This is a genomic window from Olsenella uli (genome assembly GCF_016899935.1).
Lineage (GTDB): Bacteria > Actinomycetota > Coriobacteriia > Coriobacteriales > Atopobiaceae > Thermophilibacter > Thermophilibacter uli_B.
The window spans coordinates 239,597-259,682 of the sequence record NZ_JACJJK010000001.1; the positions used below are offsets into that span (position 1 = coordinate 239,597).

Consider the following 20,086-nt stretch of genomic DNA (forward strand, 5'->3'; position numbering starts at 1 on the left):
CTGCAGGTTCTACCGTTCGCCGGAACCTTACGAAGTTTTTCTCGCCCGGGGCGCGCCCGCGTTTGTGAATGGTTTGTCAGGTACCGTGCAACTTATCGCTAGGTACCTTGAAATCTCTCCCACGCCGCCTCACAATGACCCCTTGTCGAAAGGAGTCACATGAAGAAAAAAGAGGAGAAGGAGCTCACGGGCCGCGAGGTCATCCGCACCCTCGGCGGCAGCATCCGCGAGTTCAAGGGGGCGTCGATCGCCACGCCGATCATCGTCTCCGGCGAGGTCGTGATGGAGGTCGCGATCCCGTTCGTGACCGCCCAGCTCATCAACTCGATCCAGGCCGGGGCGGGCCTGTCCGAGCTTTTGCCCTACGCGGGCGTCCTCGTGGCCATGGCCCTCGCGTCGCTCGCCTTTGGCATCGGCGCCGGCGTCACGTGCAGCCAGGCCTCGTGCGGCCTGGCCATGAACCTGCGTCACGACGTCTTCGCCGCGGTGCAGCGCTTCAGCTTTGCCAACATCGACCAGTTCTCGTCGAGCTCGCTCGTGACGCGCCTCACCACCGACATCACCAACGTGCAGCTCGCCTACATGATGGTCATCCGCACCGCCATCCGCTGCCCGTTCCTTTTGCTCGCGGGCATCGTCATGTCCTTCATCATGGCGGGACCGCTGGCGCTCGTCTTTGTGATCATCGTGCCGATCCTGGGCTTTGGCCTCTACAAGGTCGTGCGCACCGTGCACCCAATCTTCCGCTCGGTCTTCCACAAGTACGACGCCCTCAACGAGTCCATCGAGGAGAACGTCACCGGCATGCGCGACGTCAAGAGCTACGTGCGCCAGGACTTTGAGAAGGAGAAGTTCGGCCGCGCCGCCCAGGACGTCTGCGCCGACTTCACCCGGGCCGAGAAGATCCTCGCGCTCAACACGCCGATGATGAACTTCGCGGTCTACGCCGTCTTTGCCGTGGTGCTGCAGTTCGGCAGCTACCTCATCATCTCCAGCCGGGGCGAGCTGCTGAACGTGGGCCAGCTCTCCGCGCTCACCACCTACGGCTTCATGATCCTCATGGCCCTCATGATGGTCTCGATGGTCTTCGCCATGATCACGATGGCCCAGGAGTCCGCCGAGCGCATCTGCGAGGTCCTCACCACCGAGCCCACGATCAAGAACCCGGCCCACCCCGAGACCGAGATGGTCGACGGCTCGATCGACTTCGACCACGTGACATTCAAGTACTCCGAGAAGGCCGAGCACCGCGCCCTCGCGGAGATCGACCTGCACATCAAGAGCGGCGAGACGATCGGCATCATGGGCGGCACGGGCTCTGCCAAGACCTCGCTCGTGAACCTCATCAGCCGCCTCTACGACGTGACCGAGGGCTCCGTGAAGGTCGGCGGCGTGGACGTGCGCGACTACGACCTGGAGTTCCTGCGCAACAACGTGGCCGTGGTCCTGCAGAAGAACGTGCTCTTCTCGGGCACCATCAAGGAGAACCTGCGCTGGGGCAACCCGGACGCCACCTACGACGAGCTCGTGGAGGTCTGCAAGCTCGCGCAGGCCGACGAGTTCATCCAGCAGCTGCCCAAGCAGTACGACTACTACATCGAGCAGGGCGGCACCAACGTCTCCGGCGGCCAGAAGCAGCGCCTGTGCATCGCGCGTGCCCTGCTCAAGCACCCCAAGGTGCTGATCCTGGACGACTCCACCTCCGCCGTGGACACCAAGACCGACGCGCTCATCCGCGAGGGCCTGAAGTCCTACCTGCCCGAGGCCACCAAGATCATCATCGCGCAGCGCACGAGCTCGGTCATGGACGCCGACCGCATCCTCGTGCTCGACAACGGCCACATCGCGGGCCTGGGCACCCACGACGAGCTCATGGAGAGCTGCCCGTTCTACCGCGACACCTACCTCGCGCAGAACCGCACGAGCCAGGAGGCCGAGAAGGGCGCGGACGCCGAGAAGGACGACGCGCCCGCGCCCGCCGCGGCCGCGAAGGGAGGTGAGGCCGATGTCCGCTAGCAGCAACTCCGCCGAGAACGTCCTCGTAAGCGTCACCGGCTCCAACCAGCCGACCGAGCCCGAGCGCGAGCCGGAGCGCCAGAACGTCGCCGGCCGCCAGGTCGAGCGTCCGCGCCGGCGCGGCGGCCGCGGCAGAACGCTGGGGCGCCTCATCAAGACGCTCTTCTCGTTCTATCCCAAGATGCTGCCGCTCGTGATCCTGTGCATCGTGGTCTCGGCCGTGCTCTCGGCCCTACCCGCCACGTTCATGCAGCGCACGCTGGAGATCGTGACCGCCAACTGGGAGGGCGGCGACTGGGAGGCCGTGGCCGGCCAGGTGAGCTCGCTCGTGCTCACGCTCGTGGGCATCTACGCGGTCTCGCTCGTCCTCAACTTCACCTGGACCCGCGCGATGGCCGTCATCACGCAGGGCTCGCTCGAGAAGTTCCGCGAGCGGCTCTTCGGCCACATGCAGGACCTGCCGATCAGCTACTTCGACCAGCACCAGCGCGGCGACATCATGAGCCACTACACCAACGACATCGACGCCCTGCGCCAGATGATCGGCCAGTCGCTGCCCAACATCACGCTCACCCTGGTCACGTGCTGCTCGGTCGTTGCCGTCATGGTCTACTACAGCGTGTGGATGTGCCTGGTCATCGTGGCCGGCGTGCTGTTCATGGCCTACATGACCAAGCAGCTCGTCGGCCGCTCCGCCCGCAACTTCGTGGCGCAGCAGCGCGAGATCGGCATCGTGGAGGGCCACGTCGAGGAGGTCATGAACGGCCAGCGCGTGGTCAAGGTGTTCTGCCACGAGCAGGCCGCGCAGGAGGACTTTGACGTCCGCAACCGGCGCCTCTTCGAGGCGAGCCGCGCGGCGAACATGTACACCAACACGCTCGGCCCGATCCTCATGAACCTCGGCAACCTGATCTACGTGGTCGTGGCGCTCGTCGGCGGCGTGTTCATCGAGGCCGGCGTGCCCAACCTCTCGATCTCGGGCCTGCCCTTCTCGATCGCCGTCACGGTGCCCTTCCTCAACATGACCAAGCAGTTCGCCGGGCAGATCGGCCAGATCTCCCAGCAGATCAACTCCGTGGTCATGGGCCTGGCCGGCGCCGAGCGCATCTTCGAGCTCATGGACGAGCCCGTCGAGCACGACGAGGGCTACGTGGAGCTCGTGGCCTGCACGATCGACCGCGACGGCACCGTCCACGAGTGCGACCGCCGCTCCGGCGACTGGGCGGGCCAGTGGGCGTGGCGCCACCCGCACGGCGACGGCAGCCTGACGTACACGCCGCTCGCCGGCGACGTGCGCCTCTTCGACGTGGACTTTGCCTACCGCAAGGGCCACACCGTCCTGCACGACGTGAGCGTGTGGGCCAAGCCCGGCCAGAAGATCGCCTTCGTGGGCGCCACGGGCGCGGGCAAGACCACGATCACGAACCTCATCAACCGCTTCTACGACATCGAGGACGGCAAGATCCGCTACGACGGCATCAACATCAACAAGATCAAGAAGCCGGACCTCAGGCGCTCGCTCGGCATCGTGCTCCAGGACGTGAACCTGTTCACGGGCACCGTCATGGACAACATCCGCTTTGGCCGGCTCGACGCCACCGACGACGAGTGCATGGCGGCCGCGCGCCTGGTGGGCGCGGACGGCTTCATCAAGCGCCTGCCCGAGGGCTACAACACGATGCTCACGGACAACGGCTCCAACCTCTCCCAGGGCCAGCGCCAGCTGCTCTCGATCGCGCGCTGCGCCGTGGCCGACCCGCCGGTGATGATCCTCGACGAGGCCACCTCCTCGATCGACACCCACACCGAGGAGATCGTCCAGCGCGGCATGGACGCGCTCATGACCGGGCGCACCACGTTCGTGATCGCCCACCGGCTCTCGACCGTGCGCAACTCCGACGCGATCATCGTGCTCGACCACGGCCGCATCATCGAGCGCGGTACGCACGACGAGCTGATCGCCAAGCGCGGCACGTACTACCAGCTCTACACGGGAGCCTTCGAGCTGGAGTAGCCGTCGTCACAAATCCGGGAAGCCCGACCCGGCGTTCCTCCGAGAAGTGCGCTTCGCGAAACTTCTCTCCGGAACGCCGGGTCGGGCGTCTCTGTGCCGGGGCTGGTGCCGAGGGATTACTTGGTGGTGGCTTGCTCCTCGAGGGCTATGCTCACGATGCCGGCGAGGTCCCCGTTTGGGTCCTCGACGTAGTAAACGTGCATCGAGGGATCGGCGTTGGGGACGTTCCGCAGGGTGTACGTCGTGTCAAAGCCGTAATCGGTCGAATAGTAGTACGGGTAGTTCTGGTAGACGCCAGAGTAGACCTCGTCGATGGACTGGGCCTCGTCCAGAATGCACGTACCTGCTTCGGCCGCCTCCGGAGGCACCAGGGAGTTGAGCGACCTCGCGGTCCCGTCCTCGTCGATCTGGGCGACGACGTATGCAACGCCGTCCTGGGAGGTCAACTCGACATACCACCTGCCGGTGGGGTCGCCCTCCGCCGCGCCCTCGGGAAGCTGGACGCGGACGGATTCCACGTTCCACGCATCCCCTGAGGGGAACGTGACGTCCTCGACGCGCCAGATGGGACCGAGGTCGTTCGAGCCATCCTCGACGAGCCTCCCGGAGAACATGACCGTGTCGTTGACGTCGTTTGGATAGACGAACGCTATGGTTTGTCCTCCGTCGCCCTCGCTGACCACAAAGGTGTACGGAATAAATCCGTACAGCTCGTATCTACCGTTCGGCAGCTTTGCCTCTCCCCTGCCGAGCACTCCCGTGGCGAGGAGGGCGACGACGGAGGCGATCGCCACCGCCGCAACGGCAACGGCACCGAAGACGAGCAGTCGCTTTGACCGTCTGGGCGCCGGCGGGGCGGAGCCCGATGCCCCATTCCCGACCGCCTTCCCGCACCCCGGGCAGAACCGGGAACCTTCCGGCAGCTCCCTGCCGCACGTGGGACAGAACATGAGGACCTCCCATCTCGAGGAGCCAGTTTTCCCCATGATGAAAGTCATTGAAAAAAAAAATAAGCAAACAAAAAGAGGTTGGTGTCCTAACGGCACGGACCGCCCCACGCGACCTGTTGCGTCCGAAAGGGCCTCGTTCCGGGAATCGCCGCCCTTGTCGCGCGCGGTTCTAGGAACTTCCGCCTTTGTCCTTCTCGCTTCTAGAAATGCTAGCCCTTGTCCCGGCGCGTCCAAGAATCCCGGCCTGTGCGCACGTACGATCCGGAAATCGGCGCCCGTGCGCACCTGAAGGCGCCTCCGTGCGCGCACGGGCGGCGATTCCTAGACGCACGCGCGACAAGGGCGCCAATTTCAAGACGCGGACGCGCACGGGCGCCAATTCTTAGACGCGCGTGCGACAAGGGCTCCGATTCCTGGACGCGCGTGCGACAAGGGCGGCGATTCCCGAACAAACCCGGCGACGGGCGCACGTTCTTCTCGCCTGACCTGCGCACGGTCGGCCTTTCCTGGAACGGCTCGCGCCAAGAAACGGAAATCCTGGAGCGAGTTCGCAAGGTACCTTGACATCTTCCCGACCGGGGCGCACAGTGGGTACGTCCGAACCAACGAAAGGAAGCCCATCGTGTGCGAACCAGCCACGCCGGAGAGCACCGAGCTGCAGATCCTGCACAAGCTCGGCTACTTTGGCTACTACCTGCACCAGCACTGGGGCGGCCGCAACGGCAAGCAGCACATCCTCGTGCAGCTGCTCGCCCATGACGGCCACATGACCCAGCGCGACCTCCAGGAGGCGTCGTGCATCACGTCCGCCTCGCTCTCCGAGGTCGTGACCAAGCTCGAGACCGAGGGGCTGCTCTCCCGCGAGCGCTCCGAGACCGACCGTCGCCAGCTCACGCTCACGCTCACCGAGGAGGGCGAGCGCCGGGCGCGGGCCTTCGTGGAGAGCCGCCGAGCGTTCGAGCGGAGCGCGTTCGACTGCCTGACGGCCGACGAGGCCGAGCGCCTGCTCGACCTGCTGAGCCGCGTGGCCGCGCACTGGGAGGGCATCGAGACGCAGAGCCGAGAGGAGGCCGCATGCGCCAGGAACTAGCCGCCGAAGAGCAGTTCGAGAAGACCGCCGCGCACATGACCTATCCCCAGATCATGCACCGGCTCATGGGGAGCATCCGCCAGTACAAGGGCGCCGCGCTCGCCACGCCCCTGCTGGTTTTGGGCGAGGTCGTCTTTGAGGTGCTGATCCCGCTGCTCACCGCCGACCTCATCGACGCGATCAAGGCCGGGGCGGACCTGAACCAGATCCTCACCACGGGCGGGCTTCTCGCCCTCATGGCGCTCGTCTCGCTCGCCTTTGGCGCCGCGGCGGGCCTCACCTGCGCGAAGGCCTCCGTCGGCTTTGCCAAGAACCTCCGCAAGGACATGTTCTACAACATCCAGACCTTCTCCTTCGCGGTGATCGACCGCTTCTCCAGCTCATCGCTCGTGACGCGCCTCACCACCGACGTCATGAACGTGCAGATGGCCTACATGATGCTCATCCGCACCGCCATCCGCTCCCCGTTCATGCTGATCGGCGCCTTCATCGCCGCCTACACGATGGCGGGCTGGCTGGCCGTGGTCTTCGTCGTGGTGATCCCGGTACTGGCCGTGGCCCTTCTCGCTGTGGTGCGCAAGGTCACGCCGATCTTCCGCCGCATCTTCCGCAAGTACGACGCCCTGAACGAGCGCGCCGAGGAGAACCTCTCCGGCATCCGCGTGGTCAAATCCTACGTCCGCGAGGACTACGAGAAAAAGAAGTACGACGCCGCCGCGAGCGAGGTCCAGCGCGACTTCACGCACGCCGAGCGCATCCTGGCCCTCAACGCCCCGATCATGAACTTCTGCGTCTACACCGTCATGGTCTTCGTGATCTACGTGGGCTCCTACGCGATCGTCTCCACGCGCGGCGAGCTTCTGGACGTGGGGCAGTTCTCGTCGCTCATCACCTACGGCTTCATGATGCTCATGAGCCTCATGATGCTCTCGATGATCTTTGCCATGGTCGTCATGTCCGAGGAGAACGCGCGCCGCATCTTTGAGGTGCTCGACGCCAAAACCACGATCGAGGAGCCGGCCGACCCCGTGACGGAGGTGGCGGACGGCTCGATCGACTTCGACCACGTGGGCTTCTCCTACAGGGGCGACAAGGACCACGAGGCCCTGCGCGAGGTCGACCTCCACATCAGGAGCGGCGAGGTCATCGGCGTGATCGGCTCGACGGGCTCGGCCAAGTCCACGCTCGTCCAGCTCATCCCGCGCCTCTACGACGTCACCGAGGGCACCGTGCGCGTGGGCGGCGTGGACGTGCGCGACTACGACCTCGAGACCCTGCGCAACGCCGTGGCCATGGTGCTGCAGAAGAACGTGCTGTTCAGCGGCACGATCAAGGACAACCTGCGCTGGGGCAAGCAGGACGCCACGGACGAGGAGATCGTCGAGGCGGCGCGCCTGGCCCAGGCCGACGAGTTCGTCCGCACCTTCCCGGACGGCTACGACACCCACATCGAGCAGGGCGGCACCAACGTCTCCGGCGGCCAGAAGCAGCGCCTGTGCATCGCGCGCGCCCTGCTCAAGAGCCCGAAGATCCTCATCCTGGACGACTCCACGAGCGCCGTGGACACCAAGACCGACAGGCTCATCCGCGAGGGCTTCCGCAGCTACCTGCCCGAGACCACCAAGATCATCATCGCCCAGCGCACCTCGAGCGTGGAGGACGCCGACCGCATCGTGGTCATGGACTCGGGCCGCATCAACGACGTGGGCACCCACGAGGAGCTGCTGCGCCGCAACGCGATCTACCGGGAGGTCTACCTCTCGCAGAACAAGCAGAGCCACGACGAGAAGAACCTCGACGAGCTGGAGGTGAGCGAGGATGGCCGATAAGCCCACGACCGCGCGCGGGCGCGCCCCCAAGTCGATCGGGCGCACGGCGCTGCGCGTCCTCAAGATGCTGCGGAAGTTCTACCCCGTGATGCTGCCGACCGTGGCCGTCTGCATCCTCGTCCAGTGCGTGGTCCAGGCGACGCCCAACATCTTCATGGAGCGCTGCCTCACCGTGGTGGGCGAGTTCTGGGAGAGCGGCGACTGGGCGGCCGCGCAGCCGCAGGTCTTCACCAACGCCGCGATCCTTGCCGTCATGTACCTGGCGAGCCTCGTCTGCAACGCCGTGTGGCAGCAGCTCATGGCGATCCTCACCCAGGGCGCGCTCAAGAAGTTCCGCTGCCTCATGTTCGACCACATGCAGGACCTGCCGATCCGCTACTTCGACACGCACCCGCACGGCGACGTCATGAGCTACTACACCAACGACGTGGACGCCCTGCGCCAGATGATCGCGCAGTCGCTGCCGCAGCTGTTCCTGACGACGCTCATGCTGATCTCCGTGGGCTGCATCATGGTCTACTACAGCCTGCCGCTGACGCTCGTCGTGGTGGGCGGCGCCGTGGTGATGGCGCTTCTCGCCAAGACGCTGGCGGGGCGCTCCGCGCGCAACTTCCTGCGCACGCAGCGCGCGGTGGCGACCGTGGAGGGCCACGTCGAGGAGGTCATGAACGGCGAGAAGGTCGTCAAGGTGTTCTGCCACGAGCGCCAGACCGAGGCCGCCTTCGACGAGCTGAACGACGAGCTCGAGGCGGCGGCGCGGGCGGCCAACTCCTACGCCAACACGCTGATGCCGATCCTCATGAACGCGGGCAACCTGCTCTACGTGATCGTGGCCGTGGCGAGCGGCGTCTTCCTGGTGACGGGCATCCCCAACCCGTCGCTCTCCGGCCTGCCGCTCTCCATTGCCGTGGCGGTGCCGTTCCTCAACATGACCAAACAGTTCGCCAACCAGATCGGCCAGATCTCCAACCAGGTGAACTCCGTGGTCATGGGCCTGGCCGGCGCGGAGCGCATCTTCGAGCTGCTCGACGAGCCCGTGGAGGAGGACGAGGGCTACGTGGAGCTCGTGGCCTGCACGATCGGGCGCGACGGCACCGTGCGCGAGTGCGACCGTCGCGACCACGACTGGGCCGGCCAGTGGGCGTGGCGCCACCCGCACCAGGCTGACGGGACCGTCACCTACACGCCGCTCGCCGGCGACGTGCGCCTCTTCGACGTGGACTTTGCCTACGAGCCGGGCCACACCGTGCTGCACAACGTCTCGCTCTACGCCAAGCCCGGCCAGAAGGTGGCCTTCGTGGGCGCCACGGGCGCGGGCAAGACCACGATCACCAACCTGCTGAACCGCTTCTACGACATCGAGGACGGCAAGATCCGTTACGACGGGATCAACATCAACAAGATCAAGAAGCCGGACCTCAGGCGCTCGCTCGGCGTGGTCCTGCAGGACGTGAACCTCTTCACCGGAACCGTCATGGACAACATCCGCTACGGGCGCCTCGACGCAACGGACGAGGAGTGCGTCGCCGCCGCGCGGCTGGCCGGCGCGGACGACTTCGTGCGGCGCCTGCCGGAGGGCTACGACACGATGCTCACGGACAACGGCGCGGCGCTCTCGCAGGGTCAGCGGCAGCTGCTCTCGATCGCACGCGCGGCGGTGGCCGACCCGCCGGTCATGGTGCTCGACGAGGCAACGTCCTCGATCGACACGCGCACCGAGGCCATCGTCCAGCGCGGCATGGACGCGCTCATGACCGGGCGCACGACGTTCGTGATTGCCCACCGGCTGAGCACGGTCCGCAACTCCGACGTCATCATCGTGCTGGACCACGGCCGGATCATCGAGCGCGGCACGCACGACGAGCTGATCGCCAAGAAGGGCACGTACTACCAGCTCTACACCGGCGCGTTCGAGCTCGAGTAGCGCGTGGTGGCCCCGGCGGCGTGCCGGGGCCACGTTCGTTCCGGGAATTACCGCAGTTGGCGCGGGATGCTCCGGGAATTGGCGCGGTTGGTGCGGGGCGTTCCGTAAATCACCGCCCTTGTCGCAGCGTGCTCTAGAAAGTCGCGCCCGTGACGCACTCTCGTCCGAAAATCTCCGCCCGTGCGCAGTCTGGACACGCTCCAGCTGCGCACGGGCGGACTTTCTTAGAACGCCACGGGACAAGGCCGGCAATTCTGAGAGTGGATCGGGACAAGTGCCGCATTTCTCGGAACGCGCTGGGACTAGGCCGGCAATTCCCGGACGCCAGCCACGACGCGGGCGAGAAGAACGACGAACCACCCAAGACCACCCCGAACCAGGGCAGACCACCCCTTTTTGGCGCCAACGGCGAACGGCGGCGCATCCCCGGGCGAGCGGACGTCCACCGGCGCGGGGCAGCTCCCCGATACGGTGTCCGACGAGTGTCCCCATCTGGGCAAACGGCCCGTGCGTCAGTGAGCGGAAAGTCAGCCGTCAGCCAGCGAGCGACGTTTTTCCAAACGTGCCTCAGCGCCGACGGCAGTGCGCTAGGGTTTTCCCATGCCCATTCTGCTCTCACATACCACCGCACTCGAGGCGCTCAGGAGTGCCACCCTGAGGGGGCCGCTCGAGCGCGGCGAGCGCGTCAGCGTCCCGCTGCCCGAGACCTCGCCCGCCGAGGCCGAGGTCAGATCCGCCCTCGTGCGCCTTCCCCAGCTCACCTGCCCGCTCCACGTGGTGGCAGAGCGAAGGGGGCGGCGCGTCCCTCCCCGACTCGCGTGCGTGCACCGCTCGCAGGTCCCCCTTCCCCCCGACTCCGCAATCAGGCTCTCCGACGGTCTCTACTGCACGGCCCCCGAGCAGCTCGTCGTCCAGATGGCCCCCTCGCTCACCCATCTGGAGCTCGTCTTTCTTCTCGGCGAGCTTCTCGGCACCTACGCCATCGCCCCCGACCGCGAGGACGGTATGTTCCAGCGCCGCAGGCCGCTCACGACCCGCGAGCGCGTCCTCGCCCACCTCGACGCGCTCGGCCCCGTCCCCGGGACGGCGCAGGTCCGCGCCGCGCTCAAGATGGCGTGCGAGCGCTCGGCCTCCCCCTACGAGACGCGCCTCTCGATGCGCCTGGGACTCAAACCGGCGCGCGGCGGCTACCACCTGCGCGTCCTCTCCATGAACGCGCCGCTCGAGGTCATGCGCATCGGTTTGGCGCTCGGGCCCGGCGTGCGCAAGCCCGACGTCCTGCTCGGGGCAACGAGCCCGGACGCGCCCTTCTCCGGGGTCTCCTTCGACTACAACGGGGGCGTCCACGCCACGCCCGCTGGCATCGAGCGCGACGCCCGCCGCCAGAACGAGATGCTGGCGGTCGACTTCAAGAACTACGTCCTCACCAAGGGGCTCTACGACGACCTGGACTACATGGACGACCTCGTCTCCCGGGTCAGGGCGGACCTCGGCATGTGCCCGCCGCACCTCACGCGCGACGAGGCGGCGCGGCGAAGGGCGTTGCGCGCGTGGCTGCACGACGAGCTCGAGCTCATCGACGGCGTGCACTGGAACGGCCGGGCCCGCGAGCGCGCGCGGCGCGCGGCGGCCGAGGGGCGGCCCGAGGAACCCGTCATCGAGATGGTGCCAGTCGAGGCGTACGGCGTCGACTGACGGCGGGGACATCTTCCGAGAATCGCCGCCCTTGTCGCACGGGCTCCTAGGAATCGGTTCCCTTGTCCCGCATGTTCCGGGAATCCGCGCCCTTGTACCGGCCAACTCTAAGAAACTCCGCCCTTGTCCCACGACGTTCTAAGAATCGACGCCCTTGCGCAGCCCGAATGCATCGGCGGCGCGCAAGGGCGCCATTTATCGGAAGGGATTGGGACAAGGTCAGCGTTTCCCAGAACGAACTGGGGCAAGGGCGACATTCTTTAGAAGCGCCTGCGACAAGGGCAGCGATTCTCGGAACGCGCTGCGACAAGAGCAACGTTTCTTAGAGTGGGTCGGAACAAGGTCGGCGTTTCTTAGAGTGGGTCGGGACAAGGTCGGCGTTTCTTAGGGTGGGTCGGGACAAGGTCGGCGTTTCTTAGATATACCCGCGACAAGGGCGGCGATTGTTGGAAGCCCACAAGACACGGGCAGCGATTCTCGGAACGCGCTGCGACAAGAACGGCGATTCTTGGAGTGCCTGCGGCAAGGGCGGCGATTCGCGGAGCGCGGCGGAGCAGGTCCGGCGGTTCCGGGGCGCACGCAGACCGGACAGCAGCGCTACCGGTCGATCGGTCGCATCGAGAGGCCCTCCGCGATCAGGCTCAGCCCGCTCACGACCAGGTACGCCGCCACCACGTAGGCAAAGACGATCCCGGAGAGCGCCGGCATGAACAGGAAGGCCACGCCGCAGACGATGTTCAGGACGCCCGTGAACGTGGTGAGCCCGGAGTCGGGAAGGCCGAAGTAGCGCCGGCGACGCGCGTGGGTGACGCGCTCGGCGCCCGAGATGATGAACAGGAACGCGAGCAGGAACCCGACCGTGCCCGCCGTGAGGTAGGACGGAAGCGCGAGCAGCATGACGCCGAGAAGCGCGTTGAGCACCCCCATCACGAGCATCGTGGGGCTGCGAAAGAGCTCGGGCGTGCGCGCGTAGGACACGATCTGCGCGGCGCCGCCCACGAGCAGCGCGGCGGCCACGAGGCCCTGGACGAGGGCGTAGACGCCGAGCGGCGCCGCGGCGCTCGCGATGCCCGCCAAAAGCAGGAGCGCCCCGATGGCGACGGTCCATCCCCGCGCGCGCCGCACGCCCGCGTTCCAGCGCTCGACGAAATCCCCGACGTGGTCAAAGTCAGAGTCGTAGCGATTCATGAAACCTCCCTCGAACAGGTGGCCCCTCTCGGGCCGCCGATACCGCGTTTCCTAGCGCCTCCGGCGCCGGCGGCTCTCCCGGATGATGTCGACCGCCACCCAGACCCCGAGCACGAACGCCGCGACGTAGCCCAAAAAGCCGATGATCGGGATGCCAAAGATGACCGGCTGGATGCGCGCGTAGTAGACCACCGACGAGCCGATGAACAGGCCCGCGACGATGACGCTCATCGTGAGGCGGTTGGCGATGCGCGCGAGGTCCTCGAGCGGGTCGGCCGTGCCGGCGAGGTCGAGGTTCACGCGCAGCTGGCCGCGCGTGAGCATGCGCATCGCGAGGCCCGCGTCGCTCGCGGCGCCGAGCAGGCCGTGCGCCGCCGCGACGGACTCGCGCGCGAACCGGCTCGCCTCGCGCCGCGCGAGCTCGCCGGCGCTGTCGTGCGCGCGCAGGTGGGCGCTGATGATCTCCACGATCGAGGTGTCCGGCAGCAGGGCGTGCACCGTCCCCTCGAGCGTGACGAGCGAGCGGGCGAGCATGGTCACGGAGCTCGGAAGCTCGATGCCGTCCTTCTGCGCCATGGAGATCAGCGAGTTCAGGAACGCGCCGACGTCGAGGTCGGAGAGGTCGGCCAGGCCGTAGTCCGCCACGATCGCGTCCAGGTCGGCGAGCAGGTGCGCCTGGTCAACCTCGGAGGTGTCGGAGACCGAGAAGCGCATCAGGCCCTCGGCGAGCCGCGCCGAGTCGCAGGCGGCGACGGCCGTCACCATGTCGCGCATCGCGGAGCGGTCGTGGCTCGAGAGCCTCCCCATGATGCCGAGGTCGAGGTAGACGATCTTGCCGCCCACGACCACGAGGTTGCCCGGGTGTGGGTCGGCGTGGAAGAAGCCGTCATCGAGCATCTGGCTCGTGTAGTTGTCCGCGAGCTTGGTGCCGATCTCGGAGAGGTCGTAGCCCTCGGCCACCAGGCGCGCCGTGGCGTTGATCGGGATGCCCTCCACATAGTCCATGACCACCACGTGCCGGGTGCAGAGCGCCGGGTAGGGCTTGGGGCAGTCCACGAAGGCGCACCCGGCGTTGTTGCGGCGGAACTCCTCGAGGCTGCGCGCCTCGACGAGGAAGTCGGTCTCCTCGCGGAAGCTCTGCCACAGCTCGTCCACCACGGACTGCAGGTCCAGGAACTGCTCGTCGCCCATGAAGCGCATGGCGTGGCGCGCGAGCGAGCGCATGATCGAGATGTCCTGCGCCATGATCTCCTGGACGTGCGGGCGCTGCACCTTCACGGCGACGAGCTCGCCGGTCACGAGGCGCGCCTTGTGGACCTGCGCCACCGAGGCCGAGCCGAGCGGCCGGTCGTCGATGGCGTCGAAGATCTCCTCGATCGGCTCGTCGTACTCGGCGCGCAGGGCGTCGAGCACGGCGTCGCGGTCCATCGGCTCCACGTCGGTGCGCAGGCGGGAGAGCTCGCGCATGAAGCTCTCGGGCAGGATCTCCGAGCGCATGGAGAGGATCTGGCCGGCCTTGACGAAGGTGGGCCCCAGCTCCTCGAGCATGCGCCGCAGGCCCTTGGGCGTGAGGCCGTGGAAGATGTCATAGCGGCGCACGATCTGGATGATCTCGCCGATGCGCGCGAGGCGCGAGCCGCGCGTGAGGGAGGCCTCGTCGTCGCTGCGCCCGCCGAAGAGGCCGATCGTCTGGCGGTCCCCCACGAGCGCCTCGTGGCTCACCTTCTCGTACCAGGCGTCGAGCAGCTCCTGGGCCGAGCGCGCGGCGCGGGCCGAGGCGTCCCCGGACGCCGGGGCGCTCCCCTGCCCGGCGGCGCGATCGGCCTCCGGGCCCTCGTCCGCCGCCGCCCGCTCGGGCGCGTCGTCCAGGACCGAGTCGTCGTTCTTGTCGTGCGCCACGTCGGCCTACTCGGCGGCTGCCGCGTCCCCGTCGGCGTCCTCGACGTCCACCTTCACGGCGGAGGCGTCGAGCTCGGCGGACATCGCGGCGACCTTCTCGGCGAAGGCGGCGCGCTCCTCGGCCGTCATGGCCCCGAGGCGGGCGCGCAGGGCGCTGTCGGAGGTGTTCTCGACGACCTCCCTGACCTTGTGCGTGAGCTCCTGGTTGAGCGTCTTGCCCTGCTCGACGGTCAGCTCCCCCTTCTTCACGAACTCCTCGACGACCTCCTGGGTCTTCTCGGCTCCCGTGGCCACGGCCCCCACGCCGGCAAGGAACATCTTGCGCAGGCCCTCGGTCAGGTCAAAGTCGGCCATGTCTCTCCTTCCGTCGGTTCGGGGCGTGCGCCCCATGCTCACCCTTCTACCCGCAACGCGGCGCGTCTTTCTCCCCGGGCGCCCCGAGCGGTCGGCACGGGGCGCGGCGTCAGCCGAGAAGAACGCGCCCCAGCTCCTCCACCGAGTCCACGCACGCGCACGCGCCGGCGCCCATGAGCTCGTCGACCGTGCCGGTCCCGCCGTAGGTGACGCCCACGCAGGGCACCCCGCAGGCCGCGGCGGCCTCGACGTCGTGGTGGCGGTCGCCGACCATGACGGCGTCGTCGGCCGTGGCGCCGAGCTCCTCGATGACGCGGGCGATGAGCGCGACCTTGTCGCCCTGCGCGTCGCTCGTCTTGCCGAGCGCGAGGTCGAAGAGGCCCGCGAGGTCGTTGTCCGCGAGCGCGCGGTCGATCAGGCGCTGCTGCTTGGACGACGCGACGGCGGTGAGGCGCCCGGCGGCGCGCAGGCGGGCAAGCATCTCCCGCACGCCGGGGAACAGCGGCCACGCCGACGGGCCGATCTCGCTGTAGAGCGCCCGGTACTCGGCGGTGATCTGCGCCGCCTCCTCGGGCGAGAAGCCGTAGACCCACTCGTAGGCCTGGGGGAACGGCGGGCCCACGAGGCGCGTGAGGTCGCCCATGGCCTCGTCGTCGAGCCCGTGGTCCACGAGCACCGCGCGCGCCGTGCGCACGATGCCCGGCACGGTGTCTGCCAGCGTGCCGTCAAAGTCAAAGATCACGAGCCTCCTGCCCGCTGCGGTCGCGTCCGAGAGCGCCATGGTTCCCCTTTCCTCGCGTGGCTGTTGCAAGGGTAGCACGTCCGCGCCACTTGCCTAAAAGGGGTCTGACCCCTTTTAGGCAAGTCTGTCGGCTATGATGGCTGCACGCACGAAGAAGGAGGCCCCATGCACGTCGAGCCCATCACCTGCTACCGGCCGCGCCCCGAGCGCGCCGCCGCGTTCGCCGCGCCGCCCTACGACGTCTTCGACGACGCCGGCGCCCGGTCCTACGTCGCCGCGCACCCGGGCTCGTTCCTGGAGATCGACCGCCCGGAGACGGGCTTCCCGCCCGACCACGACGCCCGCGCCGACGACGTCTACGCCCGCGCCCACGACCTGCTCGCCGCCCGCGTGGGCGACGGCACGCTGCTGCGCGACGGCACGCCGTGCTTCTACCTCTGGCGCCTGCGCGCGGACGGCCGCGAGCAGACCGGCATCGTCGCTGCGTTCTCGGTCGACGACTACACCAACGGCGTCATCCGCCGCCACGAGCTCACGCGGCCGGACAAGGTCGAGGACCGCGCCCGCCACATCGCGGCGACCTGCTGCCAGACGAGCCCGGCCCTGCTCACCTACCGCGACAACCCCGTGCTCGGCGCGCTCGTCGAGGCCGCCAAGGCGGCCGACCCCCTCTACGAGCTCGTCGACGGGGCGGGCGTGGAGCACACCGTCTGGCGCGTCGCGCGGCCGGCGGCGGTCGAGTCGCTCCGCCTCATGCTCGAGTACGTCGAGCGCGCCTACGTCGCCGACGGCCACCACCGCATCGCTGCGGCCGAGCGGGCGTGCCGCGAGGCGCGCACGGCCGAGGGCGGGCGCTGCAGCGGCGCGGAGGCCTACAACTACTTCCTCGGCGCGCTCTTCCCCGCGAGCCAGCTCGGCGTGCGCGCCTACGACCGCGTCGTCGCGGACACGGCGGGCCACGACGAGGCCGCCCTCGTGAGCGCGCTGGAGGGGCGCGGAGTGACGGTGGGCCCGCGCCGGCCGGCGGGCGAGCGGCCCGGGGCGCCCGGGCGGGTGGACATGTACGCCTTCGGCGCGTGGCGCGAGCTCTCCCTTCCGGCGCCGGCCGCAGGCGACCCCGCGGCGGCGCTCGACGCGTCCGCCCTCCAGGAGCTCGTGCTCGGCCCCGTCCTGGGCGTCGCGGACCCCACGTCCGACCCACGCATCTCCTTCGTGGGCAATGCGGGCGCCGACGAGCTCGAGCGGCGCGCCGGCGGGCAGGGCGTGGCCTTCGCCCTGCACCCGACCTCCGTGGCCCAGGTCATGGCCGTCGCCGACGCCGGCCTCACCATGCCCCCCAAGTCCACGTGGTTCGAGCCCAAGCTCTTGAGCGGCCTCTTCGTGCGCCGCGTCAACCACCGAGAGTCCATCATCGACGGTGCGCGCCACGCGATCGAGGGGAATAAGTAAGGGGAGAGACGGCGCGGCGAGAGGAGGTGCCATGAGCGAGGACGAGAGAAGCGAGCAGCACGGCAGGCTCGGGCGCCTCTTCGCGGCGCTCGTCGGCACCGACCCGGACGCCACAGACGCGGCGGGCGAGAAGGACCGCGCGCCCCTGGCCGGCACCGCGACCGGCGCGGGCGCGGGCCCCTCCCACCTGGACCTCGACGCCCTCTCCGCGTCGCTCGCCGCCTCGACGGACCCCCTGCGCGCCCTGCGGCGCTTCACGGACGACGTGCGCGGGCGCGCCGCCGGCTCCGGGACGGGACCGGCCCCGAGCGCGCTCGAGACCTACCTCGCCGAGCGGCTCCAGGAGGCCGGGATCGAGGACGACGAGCCCGGCGGCGCGCCGACGGTCAGGGTCGTCCGCCCGCACACCTCGGGCCTCTTCTACCTGCGCATCTCCGACGAGGAGCTCCCCTATCCCGCCAAGCTGCGGGTGCTGAGGACGGAGGCCGCGCTCAACGGCGCGCTGCTCGCCTCCCTCGCCCTCGAGGACCCGGACGCCGCGAGCCTGGAGGACCTCGTGCGCTTCGAGGCGCGCTGCGCCCGCTCGATCGTCTCCCAGGCGCCCCTCCTCGCCCGCCGCCGTGAGGGCCCCGCCCGCGGCGAGTGGGAGGTGCGCCTCGCCCTCTCCGAGGCGATCGAGTCCGCGCGGCTCCCCCACCGCCTCACGGCGCGCTACCGCGTCAACGTGCGCGACCGGCGCGCCGCCTTCGAGGTCGACCTCGTGCCGCCCGCCGCCTGGCCCGCCACCAGCTACGTCGACGGCCTCGGCGTCGTGTCCGCCACCTCCGAGATGCGCCGCCGCGCGGCGAGCGACTACGACCTGCGGCTGGGCGTCCTTCTCGCCTCCTACGCGCTGCTCGTGGCCCCCGAGCTCGAGGAGGTCTGGGTGGCCGGCGTGGAGGACGGGCCCCAGAGCCACGTCTGCCGCTACTCCGCGCGCCTCACGAGGGCGCTGCTGGAGGGCGTCGACCTGGAGGGGTCGCTCGACGTGTGGGCGCTCATGCGTGCCGCCGGAGCGCAGATGGACGAGAAGAACCTCGCGCTGGAACCCGTGCGCCCGGCCTTCTCGCTCGACGACGAGCGCCTCTGCCCCGCGCGGCGCTGGGAGCCCGTCGAGCTCTCGGGACGCGAGCTCGCCCCGGGACCTGCCCACGAGCTCGGGGCGCACGCGGTGCGCGACCTCGGCGTCGACGAGGCCGCCGCGCGCCGGCGGGCGGCCGACGAGCTGGTGCGCTCGCTCGGCGAGACGACCGAGCAGAACGTGCGCGCGCTGCTCGAGGCCGCCGAGGGGGCCCCGGACGATGTCCGCGACGCCGCGCTGCGCTGCGTGGGCGCCCTCATCGACGGGACGCTCGAGGACGACCCGCTGGCCATCGTGGAGGCCTTCGTCTCGGGCAGCCCGCTCGAGCGCGGGGTGGACCGTGCGCGCGAGGCCTTCTCCGCCCGCGACGGGGAGGAGGCCGAGGCCAGGGCGCGCGAGGCGCTCCGCGAGGCGGACAAGGCCGGGCGCTACGCGGACGGCGACGGGCTCGTCTGGCGCTCCTTCGCGACGTACGCCGACCGCGTGCTCTACGACCGCCTCGTGGCGCCACCGGGCGAGACCTGCCGGCTCGTGCCCGACGCCTACCTCGAGGGGCACCTGATCGTCTCGGCGTGCGCCCTCGCGCGCGGCGACGTCGGCGAGGCCCTCGCGCACGCGCGGCTCGCCCGGGAGCTGTCGCCGCTGTCCACGCAGACGAGCCTGCACCTCGCCCAGTGCCTCGAGGCGTCAGGCGACGCACGCGCGGCGGCCGACGAGCTGCGGCGCCTCCTCGCGCTCGCCCACGACCCCGAGACCGTCGGGATCGGCTACCTGCGCATGGCGCAGCTCCAGTGGCAGGAGGGCCACGTGCTCGCCGCCCAGGCGTGCTACCAGCTCGCGTGCAACCGGCTCGGGGCCCCCGTGCTCGTGGCGGGGCTCGCCGTCGTGGCGCTGATCGGGCACGTGAGCGGCGCCTCGGAGTCGTCGCTCACCGCCGAGCAGGTCGAGCGCGCCCTCGCGGCAGAAGACATCCCGCTCGCCCCGACCGAGGAGGTCACGACGGTCCTCATGGAGGCGAGCCGCGCGGCCGTGGACGCCGAGCTCTTTGGCGTCGGGCGCGACGTGGTGCGCTCCCTGTGCTCGTCGCTGCGCGACGACGTGCTCTTCGGCGTGCTCCGCTCGCTCGAGGACGAGCCCGACCGGTGAGCGCGGCGGCGCGGGCGAGCCTCTGGCCGCCGTCCTTCTCGGCCGCGATTTTTGACTTCGACGGCACTCTCGCGGAGTCCTCGCACGTCTGGCGACGCGTGGACGAGGTCTTCTTTGCCACGCGCGCGCTGCCCTTCGACGAGGACGCCGCCGCCACGATCTCAACGCTCGGCTTTGACGCCGGGGCGCGCTGGTGCGTCGAGCGCTACCGGCTGCGCGAGGAGCCCGAGGCCATCGCCGACGAGTGGCGCCGGCTGGGCTCGGCGCTCTACGAGACCGAGGTCGCCCTGCACCCCGGCGCGGAGGCCTACCTGCGGGCGCTGCGCGGGCGGGGCGTGCGCCTGGCGGTGGCGACCTCCAACGACCCGCACGTCCTGCGCTCGATGCGCCACGTGGACGTGGACGCCCTCTTTGACGCCGTAGTCTGCAGCTGCGACGTGGCGCGCGGCAAGGACCACCCGGACATCTACCTCGAGGCGGCGCGGCGGCTGGGGGCGGCGCCGGAGGGGTGCGCCGTCTTCGAGGACATCCTGCCGGGGGTGCGCGCGGCGGCGGGAGCCGGGATGGTCGCGGTCGCGGTGCGGACGTCGGACCCGCGCCAGCCCGTCGCGGAGCTGCGGCGGGCGGCGGAGTTGTGGGTCGACGGCTGGGAGGGGCTCGCGGGCTGAGG

The 20,086-nt window shown here is 69.2% G+C and carries 14 protein-coding genes; 9 read left to right on the forward strand and 5 right to left on the reverse strand.

All coding sequences use genetic code 11. The features are described from left to right. Positions 1-159: 159 nt before the first annotated feature. Both H6A07_RS01105 and H6A07_RS01110 read left to right on the forward strand, forming a co-directional pair. Positions 160-2,016, forward strand: a complete 1,857-nt coding sequence (locus H6A07_RS01105; protein ID WP_204812501.1) for an ABC transporter ATP-binding protein — start codon at positions 160-162, stop codon at positions 2,014-2,016. Next, the gene (locus H6A07_RS01110; RefSeq protein ID WP_204812502.1) at positions 2,006-4,030 is read left to right on the forward strand and encodes an ABC transporter ATP-binding protein; all 2,025 of its coding nucleotides are present in this window, start codon (positions 2,006-2,008) and stop codon (positions 4,028-4,030) included. The genes H6A07_RS01105 and H6A07_RS01110 overlap by 11 nt, the downstream gene beginning before the upstream one ends. Positions 4,031-4,146: 116 nt before the next feature. Here the strand turns inward: H6A07_RS01110 and H6A07_RS01115 are convergent, their stop codons facing one another. Then, positions 4,147-4,980: a zinc ribbon domain-containing protein gene (locus tag H6A07_RS01115; protein ID WP_204812503.1), complete on the reverse strand. Its 834-nt coding sequence runs from the start codon at positions 4,978-4,980 to the stop codon at positions 4,147-4,149. A 622-nt stretch (positions 4,981-5,602) separates the two neighbouring features. Between H6A07_RS01115 and H6A07_RS01120 the strand changes: the two genes are divergently transcribed. The 4 genes from H6A07_RS01120 to H6A07_RS01135 all read left to right on the forward strand — a co-directional run bounded on the left by H6A07_RS01120 (position 5,603) and on the right by H6A07_RS01135 (position 11,518). Continuing rightward, a complete protein-coding gene (locus H6A07_RS01120) occupies positions 5,603-6,070 on the forward strand; it encodes a MarR family winged helix-turn-helix transcriptional regulator (protein ID WP_342636523.1) in 468 nt (155 codons plus the stop codon). Positions 6,071-6,105: 35 nt separating this feature from the next. Continuing rightward, complete coding sequence (locus H6A07_RS01125; protein WP_440589986.1) at positions 6,106-7,899, forward strand: ABC transporter ATP-binding protein; 1,794 nt, start codon at positions 6,106-6,108, stop codon at positions 7,897-7,899. Beyond that, complete coding sequence (locus H6A07_RS01130) at positions 7,889-9,823, forward strand: ABC transporter ATP-binding protein (RefSeq protein WP_204812505.1); 1,935 nt, start codon at positions 7,889-7,891, stop codon at positions 9,821-9,823. Before H6A07_RS01125 ends, H6A07_RS01130 begins: the two co-directional genes overlap by 11 nt. A gap of 600 nt (positions 9,824-10,423) precedes the next feature. Further along, entirely contained in the window at positions 10,424-11,518 is a 1,095-nt protein-coding gene (locus H6A07_RS01135) for a hypothetical protein (RefSeq protein ID WP_204812506.1), read from the forward strand. Between the two features lie 597 nt (positions 11,519-12,115). Here the strand turns inward: H6A07_RS01135 and H6A07_RS01140 are convergent. The 4 genes from H6A07_RS01140 to H6A07_RS01155 all read right to left on the reverse strand — a co-directional run bounded on the left by H6A07_RS01140 (position 12,116) and on the right by H6A07_RS01155 (position 15,740). After that, positions 12,116-12,706, reverse strand: coding sequence for an HdeD family acid-resistance protein (locus H6A07_RS01140; RefSeq protein ID WP_204812508.1), 591 nt, complete (start codon positions 12,704-12,706; stop codon positions 12,116-12,118). Positions 12,707-12,757: 51 nt separating this feature from the next. Further along, the gene (locus tag H6A07_RS01145) at positions 12,758-14,605 is read right to left on the reverse strand and encodes an ABC1 kinase family protein (RefSeq protein WP_342636524.1); all 1,848 of its coding nucleotides are present in this window, start codon (positions 14,603-14,605) and stop codon (positions 12,758-12,760) included. 6 nt (positions 14,606-14,611) lie between these two features. Next, complete coding sequence (locus tag H6A07_RS01150) at positions 14,612-14,959, reverse strand: phasin family protein (RefSeq protein WP_204812510.1); 348 nt, start codon at positions 14,957-14,959, stop codon at positions 14,612-14,614. 109 nt (positions 14,960-15,068) lie between these two features. After that, positions 15,069-15,740 (reverse strand): HAD family hydrolase, encoded by a 672-nt coding sequence (locus H6A07_RS01155; RefSeq protein ID WP_204812512.1) that lies wholly within the window; start codon positions 15,738-15,740, stop codon positions 15,069-15,071. A gap of 126 nt (positions 15,741-15,866) precedes the next feature. Here H6A07_RS01155 and H6A07_RS01160 point away from each other — a divergent pair, with 126 nt between their 5' ends. From H6A07_RS01160 to H6A07_RS01170, 3 genes are read left to right on the forward strand one after another with little or no spacing between them, the layout of a single operon-like run. Continuing rightward, positions 15,867-17,150: a DUF1015 domain-containing protein gene (locus H6A07_RS01160; RefSeq protein WP_204812514.1), complete on the forward strand. Its 1,284-nt coding sequence runs from the start codon at positions 15,867-15,869 to the stop codon at positions 17,148-17,150. 31 nt (positions 17,151-17,181) lie between these two features. Then, complete coding sequence (locus H6A07_RS01165) at positions 17,182-19,416, forward strand: hypothetical protein (RefSeq protein WP_204812516.1); 2,235 nt, start codon at positions 17,182-17,184, stop codon at positions 19,414-19,416. After that, a complete protein-coding gene (locus H6A07_RS01170) occupies positions 19,413-20,084 on the forward strand; it encodes an HAD-IA family hydrolase (RefSeq protein WP_204812518.1) in 672 nt (223 codons plus the stop codon). The genes H6A07_RS01165 and H6A07_RS01170 overlap by 4 nt, the downstream gene beginning before the upstream one ends. The last annotated feature ends 2 nt before the right edge of the window (positions 20,085-20,086 follow it).

Excerpts from the sequence above, each read along its gene's own strand:
- H6A07_RS01105 (WP_204812501.1), top strand. The coding sequence starts at position 160 with ATGAAGAAAAAAGAGGAGAAGGAGCTCACGGGCCGCGAGGTCATCCGC.
- H6A07_RS01110 (WP_204812502.1), top strand. The coding sequence starts at position 2,006 with ATGTCCGCTAGCAGCAACTCCGCCGAGAACGTCCTCGTAAGCGTCACC.
- H6A07_RS01115 (WP_204812503.1), bottom strand. The coding sequence starts at position 4,980 with ATGTTCTGTCCCACGTGCGGCAGGGAGCTGCCGGAAGGTTCCCGGTTC.
- H6A07_RS01125 (WP_440589986.1), top strand. The coding sequence starts at position 6,106 with ATGACCTATCCCCAGATCATGCACCGGCTCATGGGGAGCATCCGCCAG.
- H6A07_RS01130 (WP_204812505.1), top strand. The coding sequence starts at position 7,889 with ATGGCCGATAAGCCCACGACCGCGCGCGGGCGCGCCCCCAAGTCGATC.
- H6A07_RS01135 (WP_204812506.1), top strand. The coding sequence starts at position 10,424 with ATGCCCATTCTGCTCTCACATACCACCGCACTCGAGGCGCTCAGGAGT.
- H6A07_RS01140 (WP_204812508.1), bottom strand. The coding sequence starts at position 12,706 with ATGAATCGCTACGACTCTGACTTTGACCACGTCGGGGATTTCGTCGAG.
- H6A07_RS01150 (WP_204812510.1), bottom strand. The coding sequence starts at position 14,959 with ATGGCCGACTTTGACCTGACCGAGGGCCTGCGCAAGATGTTCCTTGCC.
- H6A07_RS01155 (WP_204812512.1), bottom strand. The coding sequence starts at position 15,740 with ATGGCGCTCTCGGACGCGACCGCAGCGGGCAGGAGGCTCGTGATCTTT.
- H6A07_RS01160 (WP_204812514.1), top strand. The coding sequence starts at position 15,867 with ATGCACGTCGAGCCCATCACCTGCTACCGGCCGCGCCCCGAGCGCGCC.
- H6A07_RS01165 (WP_204812516.1), top strand. The coding sequence starts at position 17,182 with ATGAGCGAGGACGAGAGAAGCGAGCAGCACGGCAGGCTCGGGCGCCTC.